This window comes from Erythrobacter sp. (genome assembly GCF_011765465.1).
Classification (GTDB): domain Bacteria; phylum Pseudomonadota; class Alphaproteobacteria; order Sphingomonadales; family Sphingomonadaceae; genus Erythrobacter.
This window is the reverse complement of the sequence record NZ_CP050265.1, coordinates 540,879-557,597: the sequence shown is the minus strand read 5'-3', so window position 1 is coordinate 557,597 and position 16,719 is coordinate 540,879. Positions and strand designations below refer to the sequence as shown.

Sequence of the window (16,719 nt, the reverse complement as noted above, 5' to 3'; positions counted from 1 at the left end):
GGATACCGCGCACAGGCGTCGTCGGACTGAATTGGAGACCCGTCGATCCAGCGCCAAGGTGTCCCGAAATGTCCAGACCATCTCCTCTTCCGGTGCTTCGCAAGGAGCCCGCCCCGATCCTCGCGTGCCTCGACCTCTCGCCCCGCTCGGGGCCGGTCGCGCGCATGGCCGCCCTTTTCGCAAAGCAGACCGGCCGGCCGCTGGTCTTCTTCCATGCCATGGAAGGCGACCTTCCGGCGCACCAGCTTCCCGACCCGCTCGAATGGCACCTCAGCCGAAGCCGCGCGCGCCGTTTCCTCGAGGATCTCGCGGCATCGGTCGAGGATTCTCCCGGGACGATCGAAATCACCATCCGCGAGGGCCAGTGGCAGACAGCCCTTGCCGAACAATGCGCCGCGCTCGACCCCGATATCGTGATCATCGGGTCATCGAGGTCGGGGGACAGCGGCCATCTTTCGGGTGCCCTTCTCGAGCGGGGTGCGGGCGGACTGCTGGTCGTCCCTTCGCGTGATTTCTCCGAGCCCGCCGGACGGATGCGCGTGATGGTGCCTCTCGACGGGTCGAGATTCGCCGACACGGCGCTTTCGCGCGCGCGGGCGATCGCGCGCATGGCAGCGGGCGAGCTGTTGCTCGCCCATGTCATTCCGTCTGCGGGAATCGAGGAATTCGGGCCGCCCGGAATAGGCGATCTCGAGCTCGAACGGCAGATCGATCGCCGCAACGAACGGGCGGCCTGCGAATTCCTCGAAGCCGCGCTGCGCCGGCTGCAGGCCGAGGGGATTTCGGCCCGCAGCCGCTGTCTCAAGGGCGATCCGCGTGCCTGCCTTGATCGCCTCATGGCCGAAGAGCGGCCGGGCCTCGTCGTGCTCTCCGCGCGCGGGCAGGGCGTGAAGACGTGCGAGAACATGGCGCTGGGAAGCACCGCCGCCTATCTGCTCGATCACGCAAGCGTGCCGATCATGGTGGTCCCCAGCCGGGCAGCGACGTGGCGCGGGGAAATGCCCGCAACTTCCGGAACCGAAGGCGCCTTCTCCGCAAGGATTCCCCTGAACCGGCGCCCCGCTGCCGCATGACCGGAGATCCGTTTACGGATCCGGTCGCATCGCAGGGCTGGGAAGCAGGCAGGACCTGGCGGTTCGCTGGCCCGGGCCGGCGTCCTCTCGCAATCCCAGCCTGGCAGTCGCTCAAGGCGCTGGGCGGCTGGCTGGGCGCGGCGATCAATGCCGCCGCACAGGCCCGACCGGCCGCGTCCTCGGCGGCGGAGTGGCTGCTCGACAATGGCTATATCGTAAAGCGGGCGATCGTTCAGCTGGGCGAGGATCTTCCCGCGGGCTTCTATATGCGGCTGCGCCCGCTCGAAGGCGAACCGGCCGAGGGCGAGCCGCGTATCCTGATCCTCGCCCACGGCCTGCTCCATGCCGGCAAGCATCACCTCTCGCGCGAAACCGTGCTTGCCTACCTCGAAGGCTATCAGACGCATCATGCCCTCGACATCGCGGAATTGTGGGCACTGCCCGCCATGCTGCGTCTTGCCTGCCTCGAGCGCCTCGTCAGAGGGGTCGGCGAAGAATTCCCGCCGGTGGACGCACCCTTCGTCTGCAGCCGCTCCTGTCTCGCCTTCACCCCTCCGGCGAGCGCGGAGCAATGCATCGCGCACATGATCGGCAACCTGGTTGCGATATCCAGCATCGACTGGAAGGACATTTTCGATCAGACGAGCGCGGTAGACCGGCTGCTGCGCAAGGACCCGGCCAAGACCTATGCGGCCTGCGATTTCGAGACGCGCGATGCCTGTCGCCGCTCGCTTGAGGATCTCGCGTCGCGCGCCGGGTTGCCCGAGGTCGCTGTTGCCGAAACGGTGCTGGCCGCTGCGCGGGAAGCGGAGGGCCTTCCGGCAAGCCATGTCGGGCACTGGCTTTGCGGCGCGGGCCTGCCCGACCTGGAACAGCGCATCGGCATCGACCTCTCGCCGGACCGGCGGATCGGCCGGGCGATGCGGGCCCATGCGGGAGCGGTCTATGCTGCGCTGCTTTTCCTGTGCGGCATTGCGGGCCTGCTGCTGCCCGCCTCCTATCTCGCGCTGGAGCGGGCGAGCCCGGAAGAATGGGCGCTGGGCCTTGCGCTGAGCGCGCTGCCGACGACCGTGCTGGCGGTCACGCTCGTCAACTGGCTCATCACCTCGATCGTGCCGCCCCGCCGCCTGCCCAAACTTGATTATCGCGGCGGGATCGACCGCTCCGAGCGCACGCTGGTCGCGGTCCCGGTCATCCTCGGCAGCGTCGCCGAGGCCGAGGAAATCCTCGCCCGGATCGAACTTCATCGCCTCGCCAACCCGGAAGCCGATGCCTTCGTCCTCCTCAGCGATCCCGCCGACGGCCCCGCCGAGCGCCTGCCGGGCGACGAGGCGATCGAGCAGGCGCTGCGCCGGGGCATCATCGCGCTCAACCGAAAATGGCATGGGGGCTTCTGCCTTCTCCACCGCGCGAGGCGATACAACCGCGCCGAGGGCTGCTGGATGGGCTGGGAGCGCAAGCGCGGCAAGATCGAGCAGTTCAACACCTTCCTGCTGACCGGCGATCGGCGGGCCTTTCCGGTTTCCGCAGGCGCAGTGCGCAAGCTCGTCGGGGCGCGCTTCGTCGTGACCGCCGATGCCGACACAAGGCTCGCGCCCGGCTCGGTCGCGCGGCTTGCCGGGACGCTCGCCCATCCGCTCAACCGCCCGGTCTTCGATGAGAAGGGCCGAGTGGTGGCGGGATACACCGTGCTCCAGCCGCGAATCGAGATCGGGCCGCACGGCGCGCGCACGCGCTTCGCGCGATTGTTCGGCGGCGACAGCGCGATCGACATCTATTCGCGCGCAGTCAGCGACGTTCACCAGGACCTGACCGGAACCGGGAATTACGTCGGCAAGGGGATCTACGACGTCGCCGCCTTCGAGCGCAGCCTCGAAGGGCGCATACCCGAGAACCTGTTGCTGAGCCATGACTTGTGGGAGGGCCTGCACGGGCGCGCGGGGCTGGCGAGCGACATCGTCTTCTACGAGAGCTTCCCCGAAAGCTACGCCGAATACGTGCGCCGCTGGCATCGCTGGGTGCGCGGCGACTGGCAGCTTTTGCCGTGGCTGTTCGCCCGCGTGCCCGGCCCCGGCGGCGCGCGGCTGGCCAATCGCCTGACGACCTTCGACCGGCTGCGGATATGGGACAATATGCGGCGCAGCCTCGTCCCGCCGAGCGTTCTGGCCCTGCTGGTGGGCGGCTGGTTCCTGCTGCCCGGATCGCCCGCCGTATGGAGCGCGATTGCCGTACTCGTGCCGGGGGCCTGGCTGTTCACCGAAGTCGTCACCGGGATGGCGCGCGGGCGCAGGCGCGGAGTGCGCATCACGTCGGGCAGGCGCGCGCGGGAGCATCTTGCGCGCTGGCTGATGCAGATCGCCTTCCTGCCCGCCGACAGCTTCGTCGCCCTCCATGCCATTGTCCTCACCCTTGCCCGGCTGAGGCGCGGGCAGCGGCTGCTGCAATGGACAAGCGCGGCCGAGGTGAACCGGCTGATCGCGCTCGGCAGCCGGAGGAGCGCGCAATTCGCCGCGACCTGGCCGGCTCCGGCAGCAGGGCTGGTCGCACTCGCCGCGCTTGCCTTCCGGTCCGGCCCCGCGCTTGTAGTGGCCCTGCCCTTTGCCGCCGCGTGGCTCGCCGCTCCTGCGATCGCGCAGCTGACGGCCCTGTCCGCACGCCGACCGGTTCCCGCCCTCGACCGGGCCGGGCGGGATTACCTGCGAGGTATCGCTAGGCGCAGCTGGTTCTTCTTCGAACGCTTCGCCGGGCCGCAGGACCACTGGCTCCCGCCCGACAATCACCAGGAAGCGCCAATACCCGCCACCGCCCATCGCACTTCGCCGACCAATATCGGCATGATGGCGCTCGCTGCCCTGTCGGCTTGGCGGCTCGGGCATCTCGGGACACCCGAATTCGCGCTCAGGATGCAATCAATGCTCGATGCGCTGGAGCGGCTGGAGCGCTGGCACGGCCATATCCTCAACTGGATCGACACGAGGAGCCTCGCTCCGCTCGAACCGCGCTACGTCTCGACCGTGGACAGCGGCAACCTCGCGGTGAGCCTCGTCACGCTTGCGCAGGGATGTCGCGCGATCGCGGCCGCGCCGCTGTTCACGCCGGCCCGGTGGAAGGGCTTTTGCGATTGTCTTCGCCTGCTTTCAGAGGGTGTCGAGGATTGCGACCTCGACAAGGACCTCGTGGGCGAAATCCGGCACCTGCAGGAAATCGTGGCCGGGCTGGCCCGCGAGGAGCGGCACTGGGTCGACCTGCTCGAGGCCGCCGAACGCCAGCTTGCCTGCCTGCGCGCCGGGATCGTGCGCGTGCTGGTCGAGAAGGAACAAAGCGACCCGGAGCGGATCGAACGGGTTCACGACTGGCTGGAGCGATGCGAGCACCACCTTGCCGAGATCCGGCGCGAATTGCTCCCCGATGCGATCTCGTCCGCCGAGCGCGTCGCCGAGACTCTCGAGGATATCGCCCACCGGGCCGATGCCTTTGCACAGGCGATGGATTTCGCGCCGCTCTATGACACCCATCGCCGTCTGTTCCACATCGGCTACGATGTCAGCGGCGAGCGGCTCGACCCCCATCTTTACGACCTGCTCGCCAGCGAAGCGCGGCTGGCGAGCTTTTTCGCCATCGCAAAGCGCGACGTGCCGAGCGAGCACTGGTTCCGGCTCGGCCGCCCCGTGCGCCAGCGCCGGGGCCGCACCGCGCTCGTTTCGTGGAACGGGTCGATGTTCGAGTATCTCATGCCCGCGCTGTTCGTGCGCAGCGAGCGCGCAACGCTGATCGGGATGACCGAAAGCGAAGTCGTGGCGGCCCAGAAGGCCCATGCCGCTCGCCGCAGGGCTCCCTGGGGCATCTCGGAATCGGGTTTCGCATCCTATGGGGGGGATGGCGCATGGCGCTACCGGGCGTTCGGCGTGCCCGGCATCGGACTGCGCCGCGGGCTCGAGGAGGACCTCGTCATCGCCCCTTATGCCTCGGCCCTCGCCCTGCCGGTCGATCCGCGCGGGGTGGTCGCGAACCTCCGCCGGATCGAGGAACTGGGGGCGCTCGGGCGCTTCGGCTTTCACGAAGCGATCGATTTCACCCCGTCGCGGCTCGGCCCGGGCGGAGCGCCGGCCGTGGTGCGCTCCTACATGGCGCATCATCACGGCATGAGCATCGCCGCAATCGCGAACGCGGTCGCCGGGGATGCAATCGTACGCTGGTTCGGGGCGGATCATCGCATCCAGGCGGTCGACCTCCTGCTCAACGAGAGGATACCCTGGGAGATACCGGCCGAACTCGAACGCCGCGAAGTGCACGCCGAGCCGTCCGACGTTCCTGCAATACAGCACCCGCAGGCGTGGGAAACCGGTGCCGGTCGCGGCGAACTCACGCACCTGCTCGGCAACGGACGGGTCTCGCTGATGGTCGGGACCGACGGGGCGAGCGATTTCCTGTGGGAAGGCAATGCCGTGACCTGCCCGACGGGGCGCGAGCGGGACCGGGGGCATTTCCTCCACCTTCGCACCGCCGGGGGCAGCGCGATCGCCGGGGCCGTTCCGCCCTTCCCCGCCGACACCGATCGCAGCGCCGTGATCCATCCGCACAAGCTCGAGATCCGCAGCCACGCAGGCGCGCTTTCCACGGTGCTCGACGTCCTCGTAGCGCCGGTCGACGATGTCGCGATCCGCCGGCTGCGCCTCGTCAACCATTCGGACAAGCCGATGGCGCTGGATTTCGCGAGCGAGGCGGAATTGGCGCTCGCCCCGCTCGGCGAATGGAACCGCCACCCGGCCTTCGCCCGGCTGTTCGTGGAAGCGCGCCGCGATGCGCCGTCCGGCGCACTCGTGTTCGCAAGGCGTGCGCGCGACCCGGATGCGCCCGGCCTCGCCATGGCGCAGCGCCTGGTCTGCTCGCCGGGACGGGTCCGTGTGACGGGGTTCGGGGTATCGCGCCGTGCCGCGCGCCAAAGGCTCGCCCGGCCCCGCTCCTTCCCGGAAATCCCGCCCTCCTCCGCCAAACTGGAGACACACCCCCTCGATGCGGCATCCCTGCTTGCCGCACGGATCGCGCTGCCGCCACGGGGCGAAGCCGAACTCGCGGTCGTGACCGCGCTGGCGGCGAGCGGCGAGGAGGCGCTGGAAGTGCTCGAACGCTACGGCTCGCTCGCGGCGCTCGACTGGACCGATGACGATGCGAGGCATCGCGCACGCACCGACCTTGCGAGGATCGGCCTGCCTGCCGAGCGCCTGCGCGAGGCGCAGCTGGCCTTCTCGGCACTGGTGTCGGAGCCTGACCCCCGCAAACCTGCGAAAGGCAATGCAAGCCGGCAAGCGCTCTGGGAGCTCGGCCTGTCGGGCGAGCTGCCCATTCTCCTCTACGAACCGGGCGAGGATTTCTCGTCGCAGGACATGGGCTTCGTCCTTCGCGCGCACCGGCATTGGCGCTGGCTCGGCGTTCCGGTCGATCTCGCCATCCTCTATCCCGGCCCGCCCGGCTATATCGATCCCGTCCGCGAGCGCATCGCCGAAAGTCTGCGCGATGTCGGTGTCGAGGACTATATCGGCCAGCCCGGCGGGATCGTGACGGTCGGCAGGGAGCAGCGCGAGGCCGACGTGATCGAAGCGCTCGAGGCAGCTGCACGGGTCCATCTCAAGGGCCCCCTCACATCGGTCGAACGACAGATCGAGCCTTCCCGCGCGGCATCGCTTCCCCTGGCCGAATTCGTCCCGACGGCCTCACCCGTGACCGACGCGGCGAGCGACACGCCCACCGCGCCGGACCACGAACGCCGGTTCGACAATGGCCTCGGCGGTTTCACCCGTGCCGGGGATTACGCGATCGAACTCGGCCCCGGCGAGACGACCCCGGCCCCGTGGTCCAACGTAATTGCCAATGCCGCTTTCGGAACGGTCGTCACCGAAGCCGGGCTCGGCTTCACTTTCGGCGGCAACAGCGGGGAGCAGCGGATCACGCCGTGGCACAACGACCCGCAACGCGACCCGCAGGGCGAAGCGCTCTACCTGCGGGACGAGGCAAGCGGCGCGGTCTGGACGGTAACGCCGCTTCCTGCGGGCGGCGAAGCATCATGCCGAATCGAGCATCGGCCGGGCGAAACGGTCTGGACCCGCTCTTGCCAAGGGCTCGAACAGTCGCTTTCCTGCTCGATTGCCTCCGGCGATCCCGTCAAGATCGTGAAACTCGCCATGCGGGACACGAGCGGGAAGCCGCGCCGGATCACCGCGACCTTCATCGCCGACTGGATCATCGGCGCGAATGCGGCCGACCCTTCCCCCTTTCGCACGAGCCGCTACCGCCCCGACCTCGCCGCGATCATCGGTTGCAACCCGGCAGCAGACGGAGCGCAGGGCGGCATCGCCTTTCTCGGCTGCAGCGGGGCGGTGCACGGTCTTTCGACCTCGCGCTGCGATGTCCTCGGCCGACCGCCCGACTGGAAACACCCGCAGGCACTGGCCGCGTGGGGCCTCGGCGACAGGCTCGAGAATGCAGGCGAGGATGCGATCGCCGCCCTGCAAGTGCATCTCGACATTTCTGCGGGCGGCGAGGCCGAAACGGTCTTCTTCCTCGGCATGGCAAGCAGCGAGGACGAGGCCGCCAAGTGCCTCGCCCGGCTGCGCGGCGAGGGTGCCGCGGCTGCGGAAACGGGCGCGAGCCTCGCCGCATGGGCCGAGCGGCTCGATTGCCTGCAGGTGCAAACGCCCGACCCGGCCTTCGACCTGATGGTGGGGCGCTGGCTGCCATACCAGGTGCTCTCGTCGCGGGTCTTCGCGCGCGCCGGGTTCTACCAGGCATCGGGCGCCTATGGCTTCCGCGACCAGTTGCAGGATGTGACGGCGCTGTTCCTGTCCGCACCCGACATCGCCCGCGCGCACATCCTGAGAGCCGCAGCGCACCAGTTCGAGGAAGGAGACGTGCTGCACTGGTGGCATCCCCCGTCGGGCAAGGGCGTGCGCACGCGCTGCTCCGACGATCTCGTGTGGCTGCCTTTCGTCACGGCCGAATACATCCGGGCGACCGGCGATACGGGCATCCTCGCCGAAGAAGTTCCCTTCCTGCGTGGAAGCGAACTCGCGCCCGGTGAGGGGGATCGCTACGCCGAATTTCCGACCGGCGACAGCGCGAGCCTGTTCGACCATTGCGCCCGCGCGTTCGAGCGCGCGTTTCGCACGGGCACGCATGGCCTTGCGTTGATGGGCGACGGCGACTGGAACGACGGGATGAACCGCATCGGCGCGGGCGGGCGCGGCGAGAGCGTGTGGCTGGCCTTTTTCCTGATCGCGGCGATCCGGTCCTTCTCGCAGGTCGCCGAAATGGCCGGCCATGGCGACTTCACCGCACGCTGGCCGGGCCGGGCCGACGAACTCGCGCGCGCTGTCGAAGAGCATGGCTGGGACGGCGAGTGGTATCTGCGCGCGTTCGACGACCATGCGCGGCCCTGGGGCTCGGCGGCGAACGCGGAATGCCGGATCGACGCGCTGGTGCAGGCGTGGTCGGTCATCGCGGAGGCCGACGAAGAGCGTGCGCGCCGCGCGGTGGACAGCGCCTTCGCACAGCTCGTCCGGCCCTCCGACGATATTGCCCGGCTGCTCGACCCGCCGTTCGCCCACTCGGCGCGCGATCCCGGTTACATCAAGGCGTATCCGCCGGGAATTCGCGAGAACGGCGGGCAATACAGCCACGCGGCGGCCTGGCTCGGGATCGCCTGCGCGATGCTGGGCGACGGCGCGCGCGCAAAGGAGGTGTTCGACCGGATCAACCCGGCCTGCCACGCCGCCACGCGCGAGGACGCGCTGCACTACGCGGTCGAACCCTATGCCGTCGCGGGCGACATCAGCGGCGGAAGCGAGCACCTCGGCCGGGGCGGATGGACCTGGTATACCGGCGCTGCCGGATGGGCCTGGCGGCTCGCCACAGAGTACATCCTCGGCATCCGGCTGGTGGGCGGCAGGATCGAGCTTCGCCCCTGCCTTCCGCCCGAATGGGACGGCTTTCGCGCCTCGGTGCGCGCGAACGGCGTGATCGAGATCCAAGTCCGCCGCGGCGACGCCGGGAGCCTGTCCGTCGATGGACGAACCGCCCCGCCCGGCCCGATCGAATTTCCGGGCGAAGGCCGCCGTCGCAAGGTGGAACTGATCATCGGCCCGCCCCCCGCCTCGCTGCCCGAGCCCGCCGGAACCGCAGCCGACAAGGTCTGATCGGGAACTCTACGGAGCGAAGCGGCGAGCCTTGCGGGGCAATATCGCTGCCTGCCCGCAGCCGCCCTCCGGCGGCAGCGTGAACGGGAGAGGTGCGATGGTGAAGGTTTCCCAGGTCATGCACGGCGGAGCGGTCTGGATCGACCCGGACGCGCCGCTTGCCGACATTGCCGAGCGGATGGAGCGCGACGATATCGGCGCGCTGCCGGTGGGCGAGAACGACCGCCTGATCGGCATGGTGACGGACCGCGACATCGTCGTGCGCGGCTTTGCCGAGCACGCCGACCCGCTGCAACTCAAGGCGCGCGACGTGATGAGCGAGCCGATCCTCTACTGCACCGCGAACGAGGAGCTCGAGGACGCGGTGCGGCTGATGGAACGCCGGCAGGTCCGCCGCCTGCCCGTGATCGACGAGCACCGGCGGATGATCGGGATGCTCTCGCTCGGCGATGTCGCGGCCGCCGCGCCCGCCTCGCTCGCGGCCGAGACGCTGCGCTCGGTGTCGGCGCATCATCCCTGAGGGCGCGCTGGCGATGATCCTACCCAGCCGCACTCTCGTCCTCGTCACCGACGGCGCGCGCATGGTGCTGATGCGCAACGCGGGCGACGCGCTTGCGCCGCGGCTCGAGGTGATCGAGCACCGCGAGGTGTTCCTCGTGCCCAATCGCGACCTCTTCTCCGATCGGCCGGGGACGACCTTTTCGAGCCATGGTGATGGGCGCAGCCGCTACGAGGCGGGCGATCCGCACGCGGCGGAGGAAGAGGAGTTCCTCGTCGCAGCGATCGCGGCACTCGCGGAATTCGCGGACGAGCGCACGCCCGCGATCGTGATCGCCGCCGATCCGGTCTCGCTCGGACGCCTGCGCGGCATCTATCCGCCGTTCGTCAGGAAAAGGCTGATGGCCGAAATCGACCGCGATTACACCGCCATGCCGGTTGCCGAGATCGCGCACCGTCTGCTGGCCGCCTGAGCCCCCTCGCGCGCGCAGGTCAATGCAACACGGGGGTTCCCCTGTGCGCCAGCGCGAGGTCCACAGCCTCCTCGATCTCGTTGACCCGGAAGGGGCCTTCGTAGCTCGGGACCGCCGCGAGCCTTTCCGACGCCCTTGCCGGGTTTCCGCTCACCATCAGCACCGGAATCGCCCCGTCGTTCGAAATCCTGCGCGCTGCGCGCATGGCGCATCCGAATTCGATATCGTCCCCGATCACGATGATGTCGGGCCTGCGCCGTGCCGCCGCGTCGAGCGCCTGCTGTTCGGTCCAGGTGTGATCGAACGAGCCGAAGCCGAGCCCCGCCAGATAATGCTGGATCGCGCGGCAGATGGCGATGTTCTCGTCGATGATGAGTGCGTGCGGCATACCCTGCTCCCTCCTTGATAGGGCACGAATGTGGCGACCCTTCGCTTTCGATGCGCCTCGCAATTCCCCGTAGGCCGCCCTTGCCCTTCCACTGCGCGCCGGAAGCCTTATCCCCGTGAAAACCCCTAGGGACATCTCCGCATGGAGCCGGCGGCGGGGCAGGCGTAAACCATAAGCGTCAAACGGGAGCGGCAGCTTCGTTTTGAACCGGATCGAGCGAAAAGGTTCTGACCCAAGTCTGCGCGACGATCGTTTGACCAGGGCTCGCGGTGGTTCCCAAAACGAGATGCGAGAGTGCATCACGGGTCAGGGAACCCCGCGGGTTCACCCCCCTTTGTTGACCCAACCTCGGCGGTCCCGAAGCGCCCCGCTTCGGGACCGCGCTTCCGTAATATTACCGAATGCGCGCCCATCGCGGGCACGCGCATAACTCTCCTGCAAGGGAGACGGCTGATGAACGTGATGGCCGGGACACGGGAAAGGACCGAACTGCCGCAGCTTTCGGTCCTGCTGCGCGAAGCGGCCGAGCCGCTGCCTCACCCGGCCGATGCGGCGAATTTCGGAAGCCGCTTCGACCGCTTTGCCGACGCCAAGGTGCTCCTGCTGGGCGAGGCGACCCATGGCAGCAGCGAATTCTACCGCGCCAGAGCCGCCATCACCCGCCGCATGATCGAGCGGCACGGCTTCACCCTCGTCGCCGTCGAGGCCGACTGGCCCGATGCCGCGCGGATCGACGACTATGTCCGTCACCAAGCACCGCGGCCCGCGCGCGGCGAAGCCTTCGTGCGCTTCCCGACATGGATGTGGCGCAATCTCGAAACGCTCGAATTCGCTGACTGGCTGCGCGGCCACAACGAGCGCCTGCCTGAAGGAGAACGGGTCGCGTTTCGCGGGCTCGACCTCTATTCGCTCAATCAGTCGATGAACGCGGTGATCGACTTCCTCGAAGCGGAAAGCCCCTTCGACGCGGCGCTCGCGCGCGAGCGCTATGCCTGCCTCTTCCCCTGGCGCGAGGACCCGGCGCGCTATGGCCATGCCGTCGTCCATGGCGGGCGCGAAAGCTGCGAGGAGGAAGTCGTGGAACAGCTGCGCCGCCTGCTCGACTTGCGGCTTGCCGCGCTCGGCGAGGATGGCGAGGAGTGGTTCGATGCGGTGCAGAATGCGCGCATCGCGGTCGCGGCGGAGAAATATTACCGCGCGCTCTACCGCGGGGCGGCGGAAAGCTGGAACCTGCGCGACCGGCATATGTTCGCGACGCTCCAGGCGCTGCTCGCCCATGGCGGCGACACGACGAAGGCCGTCGTCTGGGCGCATAATTCGCACATCGGCAACGCCGCGGCGACGGCCATGGGCTGGCGCGGCGAATTCAACATCGGCGAGCTTTGCCGCATGGCGCATGGCGAAGAATGCGTCGCGATCGGCTTCGGCACGGATCGCGGGACGGTCGCTGCGGCGAGCGAATGGGGCGGGCAGATGGAGGTCAAGACCGTGCGGCCGGCGCGCATCGACAGCTGGGAGCACGCCTTTCGCCACGCCGGCTTCGCCCGCTCGCTGACCGACTGGCGCTCGCCGGCAAGGCGCGCACTCGCCGAACAGCTCCGCCGCACTCTGCTCGAACGCGCGATCGGCGTCGTCTACCGGCCCGAAAGCGAATATCTCAGCCACTATTTCGAAGCCGTCCTCGCCGACCAGTTCGATGCCTATGTCTGGTTCGAGGAGACGACGCCCGTGACCCCGCTAGGCGCGGAGCGGCCGGAGGGCGTGCCTGAAACCTACCCGTTCGGATTGTAGCAATGCCCGACACTCTTCCCTCGCTCCGCTTCTTCGGCCTCGGCCCGCGCAAGCTGCCTGCGGTCCTGCGCGTGCCCGACAGGCCCCGCGGCCTCGTCCTGTTCGCCCACGGCAGCGGCAGCTCGCATCGCTCCCCGCGCAACAATCGCGTCTCCGAAATGCTCGCCGAAGCGGGCTTCGCCTCGCTCCTGTTCGATCTCCTGACGATTGCCGAGGCGCACAACCGGGCGAAGGTGTTCGATATCGAGCTGCTTGCGGCAAGGCTGGTCGATGCGATGATCCGGATGAAGGCGGAGGAGGAATTCGCATCCCTGCCGCTCGGCCTGTTCGGGGCGAGCACCGGGGCCGGGGCGGCCGTGCTCGCCGCGGCCAACCGGCCCGACCTGGTCGCCGCGGTGGTATCGCGCGGAGGACGGCCCGACCTTGCAGGCGCCGACGCGCTTTCGCGGGTGCGATGCCCGGTGCAGCTGATCGTCGGAGGGGCCGATCACGAGGTGATCGCGCTCAACCGGGCCGCGGCGAAGCTGCTGGAATGCCCGCATGAAATCGTCATCGTCCCCGGCGCAGGGCACCTGTTCGAAGGGCCCGGCGAGCTCGAACAGGTGGTCGATCACGCCGCCGAGTGGTTCGATTGCCACTTCGCCCGCGGCGAGGTCGAGGCGGGATGAGGGCGCGTGCGATGATCGCGGACCGGGTCAGCGCCGGGCGTCTGCTTGCCGGCAAGCTCGGCCATCTGCGCGGACACGACCCGCTCATCCTCGCCCTGCCGCGCGGCGGCGTGCCGGTGGCCTATGAAATCGCCCGCGCGCTCGATGCCGAACTCGATCTCATGATGGTCCGCAAGCTGGGTGCGCCCGGCAATCCCGAATACGCGATCGGGGCGGTCGTCGACGGTGACGATCCGCAGATCGTGCTGAACGAGCACGCGATCGATATCATCGCGCCGGGGACCGACTATCTCCAGCGGGAAATGGGCCGCCAGCTGGTAGAGCTCGAACGCCGCCGGAGCGCCTACATGGGAAAACGGCGCAAACCGCGCATCGCGGGCCGCACGGTCGTGATCGTCGACGACGGGATCGCAACGGGCTCCACCATCACCGCCGCCATTCGCGGAGCGCGCAAGGCGGGCGCCGAGCGGATTATTCTCGCGGTGCCGGTAGCCCCGCCCGATGCGGTGCGCGCGCTGGCCGACCTGTGCGACGAGATCGTGGTCCTCGAAACGCCCGCGGCCTTCGGTTCGGTGGGCCAGCACTACGGCGATTTCAGCGAGACTTCCGATGCCGAAGTGGTGCGCCTCATGGAAAGCGCGCGCGCATCGCGTCCGCGCTCGCCATGAGGCCCGGCCAAGGCGTCTGGCGAGAGACGAGCGCAAGCGAGCCTTGTTGCAGATCGAGAGGGCGATCGAGAATTACACCTGGGGGCACGGGAAGACTTGCACGTGTCGATAGAAGGCCGCGTCCACCGGGCGGTGTGAGTGGATCCTGGCTGGCTACATCGCCGTCGGCGCCGGCCCGCAACCGCATTTCTCCGTAATATTACGAATGTCCCCGTTCACCTCGTCACGGTCACTGGCGTCGATGATGTTGATGCAGTATATTGCATGGCAAGCAACGGGATGAACAAAGCGGATCCCAGTTTCCGCGCGGGGCGGATACCCTACACCCGGCTGGTCGCGCCGATGATCGACCAGATTCCGGCGGCGGTGGCCCTGTTCGACCGCGACCTGGCTTGCGTGCTGTGCAATGCCGGCTGGAAGAAGCTGTTGCGCCTGCCGCCCGAGATCCAGCCTCCCTTCTCCCGCGAATATGTCACCTCCTGCGAACGCGGCCCGTGGCGGGCGGCATTGCAGCGCGCGCTCGCGGGAGAGGTCCTCTCGCGCGAATTCGAGCGGCTCGAACGCGCCGACGGCACCGTCGACTGGGTGCGCTGGAGCGTCTCGCCGTGGAAGGACACCAAGGGCACCGTGCGCGGCGCGCTGATGGTCTGCGAGGACGTGACCGCGGAAATGGAGCAAAGCCTCAGGAGCAAGGTGCTCAAGGAGGAATTGTCGCTTTTCATCGACACGGCGGAGGATTTCGCGCTCTGCATGCTCGACGACGAAGGCCGGATCACGATCTGGAACGAGGGTGCGGAACGCCTTTGCGGCTGGCGCGAGGGGGAGGTCCAGGGCGAGTCCTTCGACATCCTGTTCGATCCCGGCGAACGCACGCGCGGCCTGCCGAAGACCCAGCTGCGGCTTGCCCGCAGGAACGGGTCTTTCCGCGATCGCTGCTGGCGCACCCGCAAGGACGGCACGCGATTCCTCGCCGAAGTCACGATCACCCGGATCGAGGGCGACGAGATCCTCCCGAGCGGCTTCGGCCAGGTCCTGCGCGACATCACGCACGAGGACACGCAGGCGCGCTCGCTCGAAGCGAGCACCGTGCTCCTGCGCTCGATCCTCGACACCGTTCCCGACGCCCTGGTGGTGATCGATGTCGAAGGCAGGATCCTCCTGTTCAGCAAGGCGGCCGAAGAGATGTTCGGCTACTCGGCGAGCGAGGTGGTGGGACGCAATGTCGCGATGCTGATGCCCTCCCCCGACCGCGAGGAGCACGACGCACACCTGCTGCGCTATCGCACGCGGGGCGAAAGCAAGGTGATCGGGCTGAAACGGCGCGTCCACGGCCTGCGCAAGGACGGTTCGATCTTTCCCCATACCCTGAGGATCGGCGAGGCGTTCGGCGGCGGGGAGCGGATGTTCGCCGGCTTCATCCAGGATTTGACGCACAAGGAGCAGACCGAGGCGAGAATGGAAGAGCTCCAGCGCGAGCTTGCCCATATCGGGCGGGTGAGCGACATGGGCACGCTGTCCACCGCGATCGCACACGAACTCAACCAGCCGCTGATGGCGATCAGCAACATCGTCCAGACTTCGGCCGAACTCCTGCGGCGGGGAGAGCCGGGCTCGCTCGAGAAGGTCGCCGATGCGCTCGAAGAGGCCGGGCATGAAGCCCTGCGCGCGGGCGAAATCGTCAAGCGGCTTCGCAGTTTCATGGCGCGGGGCGACATCGACCGCACGCTGGAGGATCCCGGCAAGCTCGCGCGCGATGCCTGCACGCTGGCGGCGGCGGGCATCCGGCATCGTAACGTCGAATGGTCGCTGGAGGTCGAGCCGGGGCTGGAACCCATGCTGGTCGACCGGGTGCAGATCCAGCAGGTGCTCTTCAACCTCGTGCGCAACGCGATCGATGCGGTCGAGCGCGACGGACAGGTCACGATCGCAATCGCAAAGGATGACGCCGCAACCCGCTTCACCGTCACGGACAGCGGTCCGGGCGTGCCGCCGGAACGCGTCGCGCGACTGTTCGCGCCATTCAGCACGACCAAGCGCGACGGAATGGGAATGGGTCTCGCCATCTGCAGGACCATTGTCGAAGCCCACGGCGGGCGCATCTGGTACGACCCGGATCTCGCTGCCGGCGCGGCTTTCCTCTTCACGGTCCCCGCTTTCAGGGAGGAGGATGATCATGCCGATTGAACGCAGGCTGGTCCATGTCGTGGACGACGAGGAATCGATAAGGCGATCGCTCGACTTCCTGTTGTCGAATTCGGGCTACGACGTGATGCGCTGGGAGGGGCCGGAACCCTTCCTCAAGGGCGCGGACAAGATGACCCCGGCCTGCGCCATGATCGACGTACGGATGCCGGGGATGGACGGGCTGGAGCTGCAGCGCGAAATGAAGCGGGAGGGCTTCAACTTTCCCGTCATCGTGCTCACGGGGCATGGCGACATCACCATGGCGGTGCACGCGATGCAGGAGGGGGCGGTCGATTTCCTCCAGAAACCGGTCGACCGCCAGCACGTCCTCAACGCCGTCCAGTCCGCTTTCGAGACGATGCGCGACTGCGAGGAACAGCGCAAGCGTGCGGACTGGGCAAAAACGCAGCTCGGACGGCTGACCTCGCGCGAGCAGGAGGTGCTCGACGGGCTCGCCTGCGGCTATCCCAACAAGACGATCGCCTATGATCTCGGCATCTCTTCGCGCACGGTAGAGGTCTACCGGGCGAACGTGATGGAAAAGCTCGCGGTGCACAGCTTCGCCGATGCGCTGAGGATCGCGTTTGCTGCGGGATTGGGTTCGGAAAAGCGGTGGCTGTCCGAACACACCCTCCTCGCCCCACGCGACAAGGCCTGACGGCCAAGACCTGAAAGACGACGCCTTACGCACATTACCGCATCCCGCCGCTCCCCACGGCGCTTCAAAAGAGGGTCGGCAGGCCCGAACACCCGCAAGAGTGACGGGCGACCTGCCGTCTCGAAGTCC

Annotated in this window: 10 protein-coding genes; 9 read left to right on the top strand and 1 reads right to left on the bottom strand. The window is 68.2% G+C overall.

The annotated features are described in order from the left end of the window. Window positions 1–68 precede the first annotated feature (68 nt). The 4 genes from G9473_RS02640 (at window position 69) to G9473_RS02625 (ending at window position 10,233) form a co-directional block, all read left to right on the top strand. On the top strand, window positions 69–1,073 hold the full coding sequence (locus G9473_RS02640) for a universal stress protein (protein ID WP_291135715.1): 1,005 nt from the start codon (window positions 69–71) through the stop codon (window positions 1,071–1,073). Next, window positions 1,070–9,262, top strand: a complete 8,193-nt coding sequence (locus tag G9473_RS02635) for a glucoamylase family protein (RefSeq protein WP_291135714.1) — start codon at window positions 1,070–1,072, stop codon at window positions 9,260–9,262. The genes G9473_RS02640 and G9473_RS02635 overlap by 4 nt, the downstream gene beginning before the upstream one ends. 97 nt (window positions 9,263–9,359) lie before the next feature. Next, window positions 9,360–9,782 carry a CBS domain-containing protein gene (locus G9473_RS02630; RefSeq protein WP_291135712.1) on the top strand — a complete coding sequence of 141 codons (423 nt, stop codon included), beginning with the start codon at window positions 9,360–9,362 and terminating at the stop codon, window positions 9,780–9,782. Window positions 9,783–9,795: 13 nt separating this feature from the next. Beyond that, window positions 9,796–10,233 (top strand): host attachment protein, encoded by a 438-nt coding sequence (locus G9473_RS02625; RefSeq protein WP_291135710.1) that lies wholly within the window; start codon window positions 9,796–9,798, stop codon window positions 10,231–10,233. A 19-nt stretch (window positions 10,234–10,252) separates the two neighbouring features. On the opposite strand, the gene G9473_RS02620 is transcribed toward G9473_RS02625, so the two are convergent. Further along, a complete protein-coding gene (locus G9473_RS02620; protein WP_291135708.1) occupies window positions 10,253–10,621 on the bottom strand; it encodes a hypothetical protein in 369 nt (122 codons plus the stop codon). A 453-nt stretch (window positions 10,622–11,074) separates the two neighbouring features. Between G9473_RS02620 and G9473_RS02615 the strand changes: the two genes are divergently transcribed. From G9473_RS02615 to G9473_RS02595, 5 genes are all read left to right on the top strand, one after another. After that, window positions 11,075–12,412 (top strand): erythromycin esterase family protein, encoded by a 1,338-nt coding sequence (locus G9473_RS02615; protein ID WP_291135706.1) that lies wholly within the window; start codon window positions 11,075–11,077, stop codon window positions 12,410–12,412. 2 nt (window positions 12,413–12,414) lie between these two features. Next, window positions 12,415–13,080: an alpha/beta family hydrolase gene (locus G9473_RS02610; protein ID WP_291135704.1), complete on the top strand. Its 666-nt coding sequence runs from the start codon at window positions 12,415–12,417 to the stop codon at window positions 13,078–13,080. Then, window positions 13,077–13,748, top strand: a complete 672-nt coding sequence (locus tag G9473_RS02605) for a phosphoribosyltransferase (RefSeq protein WP_291135702.1) — start codon at window positions 13,077–13,079, stop codon at window positions 13,746–13,748. Before G9473_RS02610 ends, G9473_RS02605 begins: the two co-directional genes overlap by 4 nt. A 279-nt stretch (window positions 13,749–14,027) precedes the next feature. After that, the gene (locus tag G9473_RS02600) at window positions 14,028–15,932 is read left to right on the top strand and encodes a PAS domain S-box protein (RefSeq protein ID WP_291135700.1); all 1,905 of its coding nucleotides are present in this window, start codon (window positions 14,028–14,030) and stop codon (window positions 15,930–15,932) included. Next, the gene (locus tag G9473_RS02595; protein WP_291135698.1) at window positions 15,922–16,590 is read left to right on the top strand and encodes a response regulator; all 669 of its coding nucleotides are present in this window, start codon (window positions 15,922–15,924) and stop codon (window positions 16,588–16,590) included. The genes G9473_RS02600 and G9473_RS02595 overlap by 11 nt, the downstream gene beginning before the upstream one ends. Window positions 16,591–16,719 lie beyond the last annotated feature (129 nt).

Excerpts from the sequence above, each read along its gene's own strand:
- G9473_RS02640 (WP_291135715.1), top strand. The coding sequence starts at position 69 with ATGTCCAGACCATCTCCTCTTCCGGTGCTTCGCAAGGAGCCCGCCCCG.
- G9473_RS02635 (WP_291135714.1), top strand. The coding sequence starts at position 1,070 with ATGACCGGAGATCCGTTTACGGATCCGGTCGCATCGCAGGGCTGGGAA.
- G9473_RS02630 (WP_291135712.1), top strand. The coding sequence starts at position 9,360 with ATGGTGAAGGTTTCCCAGGTCATGCACGGCGGAGCGGTCTGGATCGAC.
- G9473_RS02625 (WP_291135710.1), top strand. The coding sequence starts at position 9,796 with ATGATCCTACCCAGCCGCACTCTCGTCCTCGTCACCGACGGCGCGCGC.
- G9473_RS02620 (WP_291135708.1), bottom strand. The coding sequence starts at position 10,621 with ATGCCGCACGCACTCATCATCGACGAGAACATCGCCATCTGCCGCGCG.
- G9473_RS02615 (WP_291135706.1), top strand. The coding sequence starts at position 11,075 with ATGAACGTGATGGCCGGGACACGGGAAAGGACCGAACTGCCGCAGCTT.
- G9473_RS02610 (WP_291135704.1), top strand. The coding sequence starts at position 12,415 with ATGCCCGACACTCTTCCCTCGCTCCGCTTCTTCGGCCTCGGCCCGCGC.
- G9473_RS02605 (WP_291135702.1), top strand. The coding sequence starts at position 13,077 with ATGAGGGCGCGTGCGATGATCGCGGACCGGGTCAGCGCCGGGCGTCTG.
- G9473_RS02600 (WP_291135700.1), top strand. The coding sequence starts at position 14,028 with ATGAACAAAGCGGATCCCAGTTTCCGCGCGGGGCGGATACCCTACACC.
- G9473_RS02595 (WP_291135698.1), top strand. The coding sequence starts at position 15,922 with ATGCCGATTGAACGCAGGCTGGTCCATGTCGTGGACGACGAGGAATCG.